The organism is Cytobacillus gottheilii, assembly GCF_900166665.1.
GTDB lineage: Bacteria > Bacillota > Bacilli > Bacillales > Cytobacillaceae > Cytobacillus > Cytobacillus gottheilii_A.
The window spans coordinates 837,905-851,950 of sequence record NZ_LT800494.1; the positions used below are offsets into that span (position 1 = coordinate 837,905).

13 protein-coding genes and 2 riboswitches are annotated in these 14,046 nt (G+C 40.1%); of the genes, 12 read left to right on the forward strand and 1 reads right to left on the reverse strand.

Going from position 1 to position 14,046, the window contains the following annotated elements; genetic code table 11:
• Positions 1 to 239 precede the first annotated feature (239 nt).
• On the reverse strand, positions 240 to 371 hold the full coding sequence (locus B7E07_RS04080) for a YuzL family protein (protein ID WP_080844196.1): 132 nt from the start codon (positions 369 to 371) through the stop codon (positions 240 to 242).
• A 226-nt stretch (positions 372 to 597) separates the two neighbouring features.
• Here B7E07_RS04080 and B7E07_RS04085 point away from each other — a divergent pair, with 226 nt between their 5' ends.
• The 12 genes from B7E07_RS04085 to B7E07_RS04140 all read left to right on the forward strand — a co-directional run bounded on the left by B7E07_RS04085 (position 598) and on the right by B7E07_RS04140 (position 14,036).
• Positions 598 to 2,979 (forward strand): 3-hydroxyacyl-CoA dehydrogenase/enoyl-CoA hydratase family protein, encoded by a 2,382-nt coding sequence (locus B7E07_RS04085; RefSeq protein WP_176215277.1) that lies wholly within the window; start codon positions 598 to 600, stop codon positions 2,977 to 2,979.
• Between the two features lie 45 nt (positions 2,980 to 3,024).
• The gene (locus tag B7E07_RS04090) at positions 3,025 to 4,200 is read left to right on the forward strand and encodes an acetyl-CoA C-acetyltransferase (RefSeq protein ID WP_080844198.1); all 1,176 of its coding nucleotides are present in this window, start codon (positions 3,025 to 3,027) and stop codon (positions 4,198 to 4,200) included.
• A 59-nt stretch (positions 4,201 to 4,259) separates the two neighbouring features.
• Positions 4,260 to 6,044, forward strand: coding sequence for an acyl-CoA dehydrogenase family protein (locus B7E07_RS04095; RefSeq protein ID WP_080844199.1), 1,785 nt, complete (start codon positions 4,260 to 4,262; stop codon positions 6,042 to 6,044).
• A gap of 235 nt (positions 6,045 to 6,279) precedes the next feature.
• Positions 6,280 to 6,639 carry an arsenate reductase family protein gene (locus B7E07_RS04100; protein WP_080844200.1) on the forward strand — a complete coding sequence of 120 codons (360 nt, stop codon included), beginning with the start codon at positions 6,280 to 6,282 and terminating at the stop codon, positions 6,637 to 6,639.
• Positions 6,640 to 6,910: 271 nt separating this feature from the next.
• The gene (gene gcvH / locus B7E07_RS04105; RefSeq protein WP_066442756.1) at positions 6,911 to 7,294 is read left to right on the forward strand and encodes a glycine cleavage system protein GcvH; all 384 of its coding nucleotides are present in this window, start codon (positions 6,911 to 6,913) and stop codon (positions 7,292 to 7,294) included.
• Between the two features lie 196 nt (positions 7,295 to 7,490).
• A complete protein-coding gene (locus tag B7E07_RS04110; RefSeq protein ID WP_080844201.1) occupies positions 7,491 to 7,853 on the forward strand; it encodes a toprim domain-containing protein in 363 nt (120 codons plus the stop codon).
• 5 nt (positions 7,854 to 7,858) lie between these two features.
• The gene (locus B7E07_RS04115; protein ID WP_080844202.1) at positions 7,859 to 8,164 is read left to right on the forward strand and encodes a thioredoxin family protein; all 306 of its coding nucleotides are present in this window, start codon (positions 7,859 to 7,861) and stop codon (positions 8,162 to 8,164) included.
• Between the two features lie 400 nt (positions 8,165 to 8,564).
• Positions 8,565 to 9,827 (forward strand): MFS transporter, encoded by a 1,263-nt coding sequence (locus tag B7E07_RS04120; RefSeq protein WP_080844203.1) that lies wholly within the window; start codon positions 8,565 to 8,567, stop codon positions 9,825 to 9,827.
• 165 nt (positions 9,828 to 9,992) lie between these two features.
• Positions 9,993 to 10,313, forward strand: a complete 321-nt coding sequence (locus tag B7E07_RS04125; protein WP_080844204.1) for a hypothetical protein — start codon at positions 9,993 to 9,995, stop codon at positions 10,311 to 10,313.
• 64 nt (positions 10,314 to 10,377) lie between these two features.
• Positions 10,378 to 10,478: riboswitch (SAM riboswitch) on the forward strand.
• 122 nt (positions 10,479 to 10,600) lie between these two features.
• Positions 10,601 to 11,917, forward strand: a complete 1,317-nt coding sequence (locus B7E07_RS04130; protein ID WP_080844205.1) for an O-acetylhomoserine aminocarboxypropyltransferase/cysteine synthase family protein — start codon at positions 10,601 to 10,603, stop codon at positions 11,915 to 11,917.
• A 132-nt stretch (positions 11,918 to 12,049) separates the two neighbouring features.
• Positions 12,050 to 12,155, forward strand: a riboswitch (SAM riboswitch).
• Between the two features lie 194 nt (positions 12,156 to 12,349).
• The gene (locus tag B7E07_RS04135; RefSeq protein WP_080844206.1) at positions 12,350 to 13,375 is read left to right on the forward strand and encodes a methionine ABC transporter ATP-binding protein; all 1,026 of its coding nucleotides are present in this window, start codon (positions 12,350 to 12,352) and stop codon (positions 13,373 to 13,375) included.
• Positions 13,368 to 14,036 carry a methionine ABC transporter permease gene (locus B7E07_RS04140; protein ID WP_080844207.1) on the forward strand — a complete coding sequence of 223 codons (669 nt, stop codon included), beginning with the start codon at positions 13,368 to 13,370 and terminating at the stop codon, positions 14,034 to 14,036. The genes B7E07_RS04135 and B7E07_RS04140 overlap by 8 nt, the downstream gene beginning before the upstream one ends.
• Positions 14,037 to 14,046 lie beyond the last annotated feature (10 nt).

Here is a 14,046-nt window from a genome sequence, read left to right on the forward strand (position 1 = left end):
TGTAAATAATATTTCTATAAGACAGGCTGTCTGCAAACGCTCGCTTTCTTAGGTCTGATAAAAAGACTCTATATTACAGCTAACTTTAAGAATGGGCAAGCGTTTTAAACAGCCTGAAAACGTTCAATTCGTCATTAGGTTCCTTACAGCTTTGTTTTTTACCAAAAGACATACTGATTTCAATGTAGGGAGAGCAATAGAGTTCTTACGTTGTTTTGTCTTTTCGATTAGCTGTAAAACTATTTTTTGTATTGATTATTTTGGCTATTCACCTTGCCGCCCCCATCTTCTTCCACGGTTGGACCGGCATTCCCCTTAATGCTTGCAGCACTTACTCCTGCTTTTGAAGGATTCTTCTTTCTTCTCGCCATATAAATCACCTCCTATATAGCTTAGCTTTCATATGAACTAAATTGCGTTACTTTTAAAATGAATATACTCGTTTATAAATTTTTTCATTTTTCGGCTATTAATGATTGCGTAAATTTTGCAAATATTTTATTATTATAATTAACAGAACACATTCAGTGATCTTTTTTTTGAAGTAAAAATGAATGATTGTTCATTCAAAACGTTCTAAAGGGGGAAGTAAAGTTGATTCAGCAAATTAAAAAAGCAGCTGTACTTGGATCAGGTGTAATGGGATCAGGTATTGCAGCGCATCTTGCCAATATCGGAATTCCGACCTTATTACTTGATATTGCTCCGAAGGAATTAACAGAGGCTGAAAGTGCCAAAGGACTCAAATTAGAAGATCGTGCTGTCCGCAATCGTATTAGTGAAACAGGAAGACAAAAGCTGCTGAAGCAAAAACCAGCACCTTTTACAGCTAAGAAAAATATCAGTTTGATAGAAGCTGGGAATTTTGAAGACGATATGGAACGGTTAAATGAGGTTGACTGGATCATTGAAGTGGTCGTAGAGAATTTAGCAATTAAAAAGCAAGTGTTTGATCTTGTTGACCACTATCGAAAGCCTGGAAGTATAGTCAGCTCAAACACGTCAGGCATTTCGGTTGAGAAGATGGCAGAAGGCCGTTCAGACGATTTTAAGAAACATTTTCTAGGGACCCATTTCTTCAACCCGCCGCGATATTTAAAGCTCCTTGAAGTGATACCGACAGCAGAAACAAATCCAGAAGTTCTTTCCTTTATGAAAACATTTGGCGAAGATGTTCTCGGAAAAGGTGTTGTTGAAGCAAAAGATACGCCGAACTTTATTGCCAATCGCATAGGAACGTATGGGTTGCTCGTAACGGTTCAGGAAATGCTGAATGGCGGCTATAGCGTAGGAGAAGTAGATTCAGTCACAGGCCCGCTCATTGGCAGACCGAAAAGTGCAACATTCAGAACACTTGATGTCGTAGGGTTAGATACATTCGCACATGTTGCCAAAAATGTATTTGATCAGGTAGATGGTGCCGAGAAAAAGGTATTTGAAATACCCGATTTTATACAAAAGATGCTGGAAAATGGCTGGTACGGAAGTAAATCTGGTCAAGGCTTTTATTTGAAGCAAGGGAAAGAAATACTTGAATTAAATCCAGAGACATTGGAATATATCCCTCGTCAAAAATTAAAAACCGCAGCTGTAGAGATGAGTAAGCAGCAAAAAGGAACAGCGAATAAAATGAAAGCGCTTGTATACGCTGATGATCGTGCCGGTCAGCTGCTTTGGAATATACTAAGCCCCGTTTTCGCCTATTCTGCACAATTGTACGGTGAAATTGCAGATGATCTACAAGCTATAGATTCTGCAATGAAATGGGGATTTGGCTGGGAGTTAGGTCCGTTTGAAGCCTGGGATGCCCTTGGAGTTGAAAAAGCTGTTCAGAAAATGAAAGATTCAAACATAGATGTTCCGGCATGGGTAACGGACATGCTCGCAAAAGGATTTACTTCCTTCTATAAAGAGGAAGATGGAGATCTCTTCTTTTATCATGATGGGGAGTATCAGCCTGTTCAAGAGAACGAAAAGGTCATTAACCTAAAACGCCTGAAAAAGAAAAATGGCGTCATTAAAAAGAATACTGGTGCTAGCCTAATCGATCTTGGAGATGGTGTAGCCTTGCTGGAATTCCACTCGCAAAGCAATGCCATTGGACTAGATATTCTGCAGATGATCAATTTTGCTGTTGATGAGGTTGAAAAGAATTACAAAGGACTTGTAATCGGAAATCAAGGAAAGAACTTCTGTGTTGGTGCCAATCTTGGCATGATTTTAATGGAAGCACAGGACGACAATATTTACGAATTGGATATGGTTGTAAGACACTTTCAAAATGCCATGATGAAAATTAAATATAGTTCAAAACCTGTAGTCGCAGCTCCATTTGCGATTGTATTAGGAGGAGGAGCAGAGGTTTGTCTGCCTGCTGCACATATCCAGGCATCGAGTGAGACTTACATGGGACTAGTTGAAGCTGGTGTCGGCCTGATCCCTGGCGGAGGAGGCAATAAAGAGCTTTATATCAAGCATTTAAGCAGCATGCCTAATGGAGTTGACTACGATCTTCAGCAGGTTGCCAATCGAGTGTTCGAAACGATTGCGATGGCTAAAGTCTCTACCTCTGGTGAGGAGGCAAGAGAAAATAATTTCTTGAATAGCGCAGATGGAGTAAGTGTGAATGGAGACCATTTACTTTATGATGCCAAACAAGCTGTCATTTCTCTTCATTCACAAGGATATACAGCGCCAGCTCGCAGAAAAGTGCCAGTCGTAGGGGAAACAGGCTATGCAACTCTACTATTAGGTGCACAATCAATGGTTCGCTCAGGATATATATCAGAGCATGATTTAAAGATTGCCAAAAAGCTGGCTTTTGTCATTGCTGGCGGCAAGGTGCCGTACGGAACAGAGGTTGATGAACAGTATTTGCTGGATTTAGAACGAGAAGCCTTTTTAAGTCTTGTAGCTGAACCGAAATCTCAGCAGCGCATGCAGCATATGCTTTTAAAAGGTAAACCGCTTCGTAATTAATGAGAAGTTTCATAGATTCATAACAGATGAAAGTGAGGGAATAGCATGAGAGAAGCTGTTATTGTTGCTGGTGCACGGACACCGGTAGGAAAGGCGAAAAAAGGAAGCCTTGCTGCCGTGAGGCCGGATGATCTCGGTGCACTGGTTGTAAAAGAAACACTAAAACGTGCCGGCAATTACGAAGGAAACATAGACGATCTGATCATTGGCTGTGCGATGCCGGAAGCAGAACAAGGAATGAATATGGCAAGAAATATAGGAGCATTAGCGGGTTTGCCGCATACAGTTCCAGCTATAACGATTAATCGTTATTGTTCATCAGGACTTCAATCGATTGCATATGCAGCCGAAAAAATTATGCTTGGAAATGCAGATACCATTATAGCAGGCGGCGCAGAGTCGATGAGCTTAGTGCCGATGATGGGACATGTGGTTCGTCCAAATGTAAAACTGGCGGAAAATGCACCTGAATATTATATGAGCATGGGGCATACAGCAGAAGAAGTAGCAAATAAATACGGTATATCCCGTGAAGACCAGGATGCCTTTGCTGTCCGCAGTCACCAAAGAGCAGCCAAAGCGCTTCAAGAGGGAAAATTTAATGATGAAATTGTTCCGGTAGATGTAACCAGGCGGACTGTTGGCGATGATCATAAGTTAATAGAAAAGCAGTTTCAATTTACTCAAGATGAAGGAGTCCGTTCTGAGTCTACGGTTTCAACTTTGGCAAAACTTCGTCCAGCCTTTTCGGTAAAAGGAACAGTTACAGCAGGAAATTCATCTCAAACAAGTGATGGAGCAGCGGCTGTAATGGTAATGGATCGGGAGAAGGCTCAGGGATTAGGATTATCGCCAATGGTGAAGTTTAGAAGTTTTGCAGTTGGAGGAGTTCCACCAGAGGTAATGGGAATTGGTCCAATTGTAGCGATTCCAAAGGCTTTAAAGCTTGCTGGATTAGAGCTAAGCGATATCGGCCTATTCGAATTGAACGAAGCATTCGCCTCTCAGTCGATTCAGATCATTCGTGAGCTTGGATTGGATGAGGAGAAGGTTAACGTCAATGGAGGCGCCATTGCTCTTGGTCACCCGCTAGGCTGCACAGGCACCAAACTAACACTTTCATTAATACATGAAATGAAACGGCGCAATCAGCAATTTGGTGTTGTTACGATGTGTATTGGCGGAGGAATGGGCGCAGCGGGAGTATTTGAATTAATTTAAGGACATAGGATCTAGCAGTATACATTTTAAAAAAAATAGAAGCTGAATGGAGGATAACAATGTCAAACCAAACCGAAAAAGCGATTAAAGGCGGAAGCTTTTTAATTGAAGATGTCTCATATGAAAATGTGTTTACACCAGAGGACTATACAGACGAACAAATTATGATTGCCAAAACAACAGAGGAGTACGTAATCAACGAGGTGCTTCCAGAAGTCGAGCATCTTGAAAACCATGAATTCGAACGCTCTGTAAAGCTATTAAAACAAGCTGGAGAACTTGGACTGCTTGGAGCAGATGTGCCTGAAGAATACGGCGGACTTGGTCTCGATAAAATTAGCTCCGCTTTAATTGCTGAAAAAATGTCTCGTGCCGGCGGATTCTCTATTTCTCACGGAGCACATGTTGGAATTGGTTCTCTGCCAATCGTGCTATTTGGAAATGAAGAGCAAAAACAAAAATACCTTCCTCCCCTTGCAACTGGAGAAAAGCTCGCAGCTTATGCTTTAACTGAGCCTGGCTCTGGATCAGACGCATTGGGAGCAAGAACAACGGCTAAACTGAACGAAGAAGGAACTCATTATGTGTTAAATGGTGAAAAACAGTGGATCACAAACGCTGGTTTTGCAGATGTATTTGTTGTATATGCCAAAATTGATGGAGAACACTTTTCAGCCTTTATTGTCGAGAGAGAATATGAAGGTGTGTCTGTTGGACCAGAAGAAAAGAAAATGGGGATTAAGAGCTCATCAACACGAACATTAATCCTTGAAGATGCGCTTGTGCCGAAAGAAAACCTGCTCGGTGAATATGGAAAAGGTCATATTATTGCGTTTAATATTTTAAATATCGGCCGTTATAAATTAGGTGTAGGAGCTGTTGGTGCATCTAAGCGGGCATTTGAGGTAACGGTAGAATACACAAACCAGCGCCAGCAGTTTAAAACGCCTATTTCCCAATTTAACTTAACAAAAGAGAAGTTTGGTACAATGGCTTCCAAATTGTATGCGGCAGAAAGCTCTGTTTATCGAACAGTAGGTTTGTTTGAAGACCGCATGAGCAGATTGACAGAAGAAGAAGTAAAGGATGGCAAAGAAGTAGCGAAATCGATTGCTGAATATGCAATTGAATGCTCATTAAATAAGTTTTTCGCAACTGAAGTCCTCGATTATGTAGCTGATGAAGGTGTCCAGCTTCATGGCGGCTATGGTTTCATGGCTGAATATGAAATTGAAAGAATCTATCGTGATTCAAGAATCAACCGCATCTTTGAAGGGACAAATGAGATTAACCGTTTGTTAGTTCCTGGCACCTATTTGCGTAAAGCGTTCAAAGGCGAGCTGCCATTATTCCAGAAAGCACAAGCGCTTCAAGAGGAGCTAATGATGCTGATGCCTGAAGAGCCGGGTGACGAACCACTTGCACAGGAAAAATATTTAGTGAAAAACGCTAAGAAAATTGGCCTTCTGGCAGCTGGTTTAGCGGCACAAAAATATGGAAAAGAACTAGAAAAAGAGCAAGAAATTTTAGTCAATGTCGCTGATATCGTATCAAATGCTTATGCAATGGAATCGGCTGTTCTGCGTACGGAAAAAGCCATTGCGGCAAAAGGGGCAGAGAAAAACAACCAGAAACTTCTTTATACGCAAATCTTCTGTCAGGAAGCATTTAACGAAATTGAGCAAATTGCAAAAGAGACACTTGTGGCAGTCGAAAATGGTGATGGACTGCGTATGATGCTCTCAGCACTGCGGAAATTCACTCGTCATACTCCTGTTAACGTGGTCGCTAAGAAACGCGAAGCATCAGAGAAAATTATTGACGCTGAGCGCTACGTGCTTTAAGAGGTGTGCTCCCTTCAATATGGAGGGAGTTTTTTATATGAAGCTAATTGCTAAACATCCTCATCTAACTGGTCAATTCACTGTTATTTCTAGTTGGAGGGGATATATTAATCAATCCTTGGGACTTAGCTAGATACCTAATTTGTTATGAAAAACAGGTCATTTATGATACTATTCTTTTGAAGATAATAGTTTTAACACTAGCAAGGATATGTTAAGATTGGTGGTGAAATATATGGCGCATACATTTTATTGGTACCCTAAATGTGGTACATGCCGTAATGCAAAAAAATGGCTTGATGAGCATCAAATTTCTTATGAAGCAATACATATTGCCGACAATCCGCCTTCTCGCGATGAGCTTGCAGAGCTTTATCAAAAAAGCGGATTAGAGCTAAAAAAATTCTTTAATACAAGTGGCATGAAGTATCGTGAGCTTGGCTTAAAGGATAAAGTAAAAACCGCATCTGAAGATGAGCTTTTGGACATCTTAGCTTCAGACGGAATGCTCATCAAAAGGCCAATTCTAACCGACGGATCAAAGGTGACGGTTGGTTTTAAAGAAGATGAGTATGCAAAAACGTGGCTCGCTTAACCAAAGATTTACGTACCGGGAGCTATAAAAGCTTATACTGGTTTAATTTCAGAACGAGATCAAATTTGAATAGTGTCTAGCAGCAGAGCAAGGCGCTTGCACTTTTCTAAGTGTCTAGTTCCAGCGCCTAGCCCCTCGAGGTCTTAAGTCAATTCAGCCTAAAGGTCAAAGAACGACCTTCAGTCTGGCTCGCCTTAAGCTTGTCGGGGCTGAGCAAGGCGCTTGCACTTTTCTTTAGATCATAGATACACATACAAATGGAGGGATAGTAATGAGTGCACCAAAAGAATTACGATATTCAAAAGAGCATGAATGGGTTAAAACAGAGGGAGAAAAAGTCCGTATTGGAATAACAGACTTTGCACAATCTGAGCTTGGTGACATCGTATTTGTTGAGCTTCCAGAAGTGGGCGATGAATTAAAAGTCAACGAACCTTTCGGCAGTGTGGAATCTGTAAAAACAGTTTCTGAACTATATGCACCAGTAAGCGGTAAAGTTGTCGAAGTCAACGAAGAATTAAGCGACAATCCAGAATTCGTAAATGAATCTCCATATGAAAATGCTTGGATGGTAGTAGTAGAGCTGTCAGATGCTAGTGAAGTTGACAGCCTGATGGATTCTGAGCAATATGATGAAATGGTTAAAGAAGATTAATATAAGCGGAGCCAGCCTTTTTAAGGGCTGGCTTTTATTATATGCTTTTTGCATTTCTAATAGAGAAAACATTAAAAACATCGAATGTTTTCTCCGTGCCTTCTAAAAGGAATATTACACATTTGTATAGAATAGTGAATATAGTACATAAAATATACAAATTAGGGCGGCAATATAATCCTACTACTCCAAGGTGATGAATATGTTTGATTACAATTCTGAAAAGGTTATTATTGTGGAAGGTACTTCTGATAAACGAAAAGTGAAGGACATTATTCGAGAACCGGTTGAGATCATCTGCACCAATGGCACTATTAGCGTTACAAAGCTGGATGAACTGATTGATGAGTTATTTGATAAGGATGTATATATACTGGTAGATGCTGATGATGCGGGTGAAAAACTGAGAAAGCAGTTTAAGCGTGAAATGCCAGAAGCGGCCCATCTTTATATTGATAAAATGTACAGAGAGGTTGCCACAGCACCGGTACATCACTTGGCGACCGTTCTTTTAGGTGCTAATATTGATGTTTACACAGAGTTTTTAGATAGAGGTTGAATGTTATGCTTGAATGGACGCAACAAGAGATTGAAAATGCACTGAAAAATGATTTTTCAGGATTTATTTATTTGTACACCCCCATGTGCGGTACATGTCAAATGGCTGGGAAGATGCTTACTGTTGTAGATGAATTATTACCAGAATCTTCAATAAGGAAGGCAGATCTTAACTATATGCCGAAACTTGCTGAGCAGTGGAATGTCGAAAGTGTTCCATGTCTTGTATTTGTTCAACATGGAGATGCGACGGAAAAAATATATGCTTTTCATTCAGTTCCATACTTATTGGAAAAAATGTCTGGCGCATAAAAAAATGGCTGGGAGCGGGCTCCTAGCCTTTATTTTATTTCAAAGGCTCTTTGGCGGATGTGTTGCTGTTTTATTATCCTTGTTGATCGAAGTGTGCTATCGCAATGTTCAGCTGAGAATAAGAGTGGCCCAAAGGAAGGAAAAGTCTTCGCCAAGAGGAGGGCTTAGCTTCAGCCCCACCAGCATGCCGGAAAGGGATTGTCCCAGTAGTGAAATAAAAGCCTGTTATAAATCAAGAGAGGTTGCAAAATAAGCTTTCTCTATTAAATGAATATTGTTTTTTAGTAAATGTATCGTTTTATCATCGAAATATATTTACAATTGCCGCTTTTAAGAATATTATATTTAGGGATGCGAAATATCAACCAAATTTCTAAAGAAGTCTTGAGGCGATAAGAGCATGTTCTATAAAGAGTGGGTACATCAAATAAAAGGCTATAATCAAAATATCCGGCATGCTTTTCTAGCCAATATTTTCACACAAATTGGTTTAGGTATTTTTATGGTTATTTACAATTTTTATGTACGTGAATTAGGCTATTCGGATGGAATGAATGGTCAAGTGATTTCGATGACATCACTTGCAACTGCGATCATCCTAATTCCAGCAGGTTTACTAAGCGATCGGTTTGGCAGAAAAAATATTATGCTTTACGGTGCAATCGCAACAGGAGCCGTCTTAATGATCCGCAGCCTGGCGGAAGGACCGGCAATGTTATTATCCGCTGCTTTTGCAACAGGACTGACATCAGCTTTTTTACAAGTCTCCAGTATTCCGTGGCTTGCTGAAAATTCCCGAGCAGAACAGCGGGTGCATTTATTCAGCATTCATTTTGCTATTATGACAGGCGCAAATGTTATTGGTAACCTGAGCGGCGGGCTGTTAACGGATTTCTTTTCATTGTTTATGACGCAATTGAACGGAATTCGTGTTACGCTCTTGCTCGGCGGCGTTATTTTTTTGATTGGTATCTTCCCGATTATAAAGTTTCAAGAAAGCCGCAAGGTAACAAATTCTATTGATAAATCTAAATCGAACTCCATAAAGGCTGCCTTATCGGCGAAAAAAGACAGTATGAAGATTGTCATACTTTTCGCGGTTGCACAGTTAATTATTGGTGTTGGAGCAGGGCTAGTTATTCCTTATTTGAACCTATATTTCTCTGACAGGTTTTCTGCTTCAAACTCAGCAGTTGGTTTGATTATTTCATTAGGGCAGGCAATGACTGCCGTAGCAATGATTATTGGGCCAAAAGTTGTTCAAAAATTTGGTGAGGTAAAAGCAGTTGTGATCCTGCAGCTATCTTCACTGCCGTTTTTACTTTTGACTGCTTATACTGAACAGCTCTGGCTTGCAGCAGTAGGGTTTTTGTTCAGGCAGGCATTGATGAATGCGGGAAATCCAATTCAAATGTCACTAATGATGTCTAAAGTGGACGATTCAATGAAAGGTTTCGCCAGCTCAGTGAATCAGATGGTCTTTAATTTGGGCTGGGCAGTGATGGGGCCAGTATCGACAGGTATTGTCATGATATATGGCTCCTATTGGGGATATGCTACCGTCTTTACGATTACTGCAGTGTTGTATTTAATAGGCTCTATCTATTTCTTCCTAGTATTTAAACGCTATAATCCTAAAAAAGTTGCACAAATGACAGCATAGCTTGCTTTTAACTGACATATTTCTCAGGAAATAATCCCAGACAATACCGTAATGGATGCGGTCATTGTCTTTTTTTTGGTTAATTTGTTGAAAAGTTTTTAAAGGATTAAGACTCAGTTCCGCGGAATAAGCTTACATAGACTAAAGAATTTTGAGGTGTACTCAATGGAACAGCTGGCTAAATCCTTTATACAAGAATTAGAGCAAAAACAGCATGTCTTTCAACTATTGCAGAATCGAAACCTGACGGTGCATTTTCATAGCGAGACTGAACATCTATATTTACGTATTGATGGGGGAAGGGCTGATATTACTTCTCAAATGGAGTGTGAGATGGAAATTCATGGTCCTAAAGCGACTATGACTCATCTTTTTCAGCGGAAAATAAAGCTGCGTCAAATGATGAAAGAACAGCCAATCCAAATAAGAGGCCCTTTCCGCAGTATTCTATTATTAGAAACAATTTTATATCTTGGAAAAAATTAATGGTTTTTGGTTGACTGTTTTTTTTCTGTATGCTAAAATTTCAAACAAATATGAAAATTGAATATTCTTATCAAGAGAGGTGGAGGGACTGGCCCTGCGAAACCCGGCAACCGGTTAATTACACGGTGCTAATTCCAGCAGAGCAAATGCTCTGAAAGATAAGAAGAGTTGTGAATTCCAGACCCTCTTCTTCTTGAAGAGGGTCTTTTGCTGTTACGAAGATTCATAACAGCAAAGCCAGCATGATGATACTCAAGATGCAAACCAATTAAAAGGGAGAGATCGACATGACTGAAAGCAAAAAAAATTATCGTTTTGAAACATTGGGTATTCATGGAGGATTAGCGCCGGATCCAGTAACCGGTGCTCGGGCAGTTCCGATTTATCAAAATAATGCTTATCAATTCAAAAGTACTGACCATGCTGCAAACCTTTTTGGACTAAAGGAACCAGGTTATATTTATACACGGATACATAATCCGACTGTAAGTGTGTTCGAGGAAAGAGTTGCACTGCTTGAAGGTGGCATTGGCGCATTGGCTGTTTCAAGTGGTCAGGCTGCGATTACTTTATCTATTTTAAATATTGCTGGTGCTGGAGACGAAATTGTCGCTGCATCAAACCTATATGGTGGTACCTATAATTTATTTGCAGTAACATTGCCTAAATATGGGATAAATGTGAAGTTTGTTGATCCACAAGATCCAGAAGCTTTTAGAGAGGCAATTACGAATAAGACGAAAGCGATATTTGCAGAAACGATTGGCAATCCAAGTTTAAAAGTGCTCGATATTGAAGCAGTAGCAACTATTGCTCATGAAAATGGCATACCGCTAATTATTGATAATACTTTTCCTACTCCATATCTGTGCAGGCCGATCGAATTTGGTGCTGATATTGTGATCCACTCTGCTACCAAATGGCTACTTGGCAATGGAACAACAATGGGAGGAATTATTGTGGATGGCGGCAAGTTTGACTGGAATTCACCGAAATTCCCAGGCTTTACGGAACCAGATCCAAGCTATCATAACTTAGTTTATAGCGAGGCGCTTGGTGAGGCAGCATATATTACAAAGGCGCGTGTTCAGCTGCTGCGTGATCTTGGGCCTGCTTTAAGTCCGCAAAATGCATTCCAATTCACTTTAGGAATTGAAACTTTACACGTACGGATGAAGGAGCATGTGGCAAATACAAAGAAAATTATCAGCTATCTCAAGAGCCATCCTGCTATAAATTGGCTCTTATATCCTGGAGACGATGATCATCCAGATAAGGCTTTAGCAGATAAATATCTGCCAAAAGGTGCAGGGTCCGTTGTTGTTTTTGGAATTAAGGGCGGAAGAGAAGCTGGTGCTGCTTTAATCAATAACCTTAATCTTTGGGCACATGTAGCCAATGTAGGTGATGCGAAAAGTTTAATTATACACCCTGCAAGCACAACCCATCAGCAGCTGGATGATGAGGCTTTAAAAATTGCGGGAGTCCCAGAAGATTTAATCCGCATATCTGTGGGAATTGAAAATGCAGAAGATCTAATTGAGGATTTAGAACAGGCAATTGAGGCGGCAACAGGAATCACAACACTTGCTGCTAAAGCTTAAAGAAATTGTGATCAAGGGAAATATAAAATGTCTTGGAATTCACTTTTTTAGTTGACACCCTTATCATCCCCATGATATGATAGCATTCGTAATTTATAAATGAATGTAAACGAATTGAATATAAATGTTTAGCTCTTATCAAGAGAGGTGGAGGGAAGTGCCCTATGAAGCCCGGCAACCGTCATGAAAATGAAATGGTGCCAATTCACTCAAAGCTTATGGCTTTGATAGATGAGAGAAAGGACTTATTTTTAATGCCTTTCTGCTCATAACAGAAAGGCATTTTTATTTTTTGCTAGTTTTCAAGAATTGGAAAACTTAACTGGTTAAAGATATTTTAATGTGTTTTCTGAAATTGAGGAGAATGAAAGGCATTGTCCAATCAAAAACTATTGTATAGGCAATGTCAGGAATGAGAGGGTGAAACAACAAGTGATTTCTATAAAAAATGCAAAGAAAATATTTGCAACGAAAAAAGGGAAGGTCAACGCGGTTGATCAAGTGAACCTTGAAATTAAAGAAGGCGAAATTTTTGGAGTGATTGGCTACAGTGGAGCGGGAAAAAGTACGTTAATCCGTATGCTAAATGGATTGGAAATTCCTACTGAAGGCAGTGTAGTCGTTGCTAATAACGAAGTTTCACGCATTAAAGGCAGTGACTTAAGAAAGGCCAGACAAGAGATCAGTATGATTTTCCAGCATTTTAATCTGCTATGGTCCAGGAATGTTAGAGAGAATATTGCCTTTCCACTTGAGATTGCCGGCGTTTCGAAGCAGGAAAGAATAAAAAGAGTGGATGAACTCATTCGTCTTGTTGGTTTAGAGGGGAGAGAGGATGCATATCCTTCCCAGCTGAGCGGTGGGCAAAAGCAAAGAGTTGGCATTGCAAGAGCACTGGCGAATAATCCTAAGGTGCTGCTGTGCGATGAGGCCACATCTGCGTTAGATCCACAAACAACAGACTCAATTCTTGAACTGCTTGTCGATATAAATGAACGACTTGGCTTAACCATTGTACTAATTACACATGAAATGCATGTGATTCGCAAAATCTGCCATCGTGTAGCTGTGATGGAGAATGGTCAGATTGTTGAAGAAGGACCTGTTCTTGAAGTATTTAAAAACCCAACTGCACCGATTACAAAGAGGTTTGTACAGCAAGTGACTGAACCGGAAGAGACGAAGGAAACCGTACAGCATTTACTCGACCTTTATCCTCAGGGGCAAGTCATTCAGCTGGGTTTTGTTGGAGAGGCTGCAGAACAGCCGCTTATTACGAATTTAATTCGTCATTACTCGGTTACAGTGAATATTCTGCAAGGGAAAATATCACAAACACAAAAGGGTTCTTATGGAACATTATTTATTCATCTAGATGGGGAACAGACGGAAATTGCTAAGGCAATCGACTATATCCATTCCCAGAATATTGGAGTGGAGGTGATTTCTAATGCTTAGTTCACTCATTCCAAATGTCCAATGGGATAAAATGTGGGAAGCTACACTAGAAACATTATATATGACGGCTATATCGGTTTTTGCAACCTTTATCCTAGGTACTATTTTAGGATTGCTGCTCTTTTTAACAGCCAAAGGAAATATTTGGGCTAATGCTCCTGTTAATAAAGTCATTAGTGCCTTTGTTAATATCTTTAGGTCTATTCCATTTATTATCTTAATTGTACTATTGGTTCCTTTTACAAAGCTGATCTTAGGCACAATGATAGGTCAAAATGCAGCATTGCCGGCTCTTATTATCGGGGCAGCGCCATTTTATGCAAGAATGGTTGAAATAGGTTTGAGGGAAATTGATAAAGGGGTTATTGAAGCAGCGAAATCGATGGGTGCTAAAACTAGCACAATTATCTGGAAAGTTCTTCTCCCTGAATCAATGCCTGCATTGGTTTCTGGTATCACTGTTACTGCTATTGCGTTAGTAGGCTATACAGCCATGGCTGGTGTAATCGGTGCAGGCGGACTTGGAAATCTCGCTTATTTAGAAGGCTTCCAGCGCACCCGTGCTGATGTGACGCTTGTAGCAACAATTATTATATTAATTATTGTATTTATCATCCAATTCATTGGTGATTTTATAACTTCAAAATTAGACAAACGATAGGAGAGAAAAA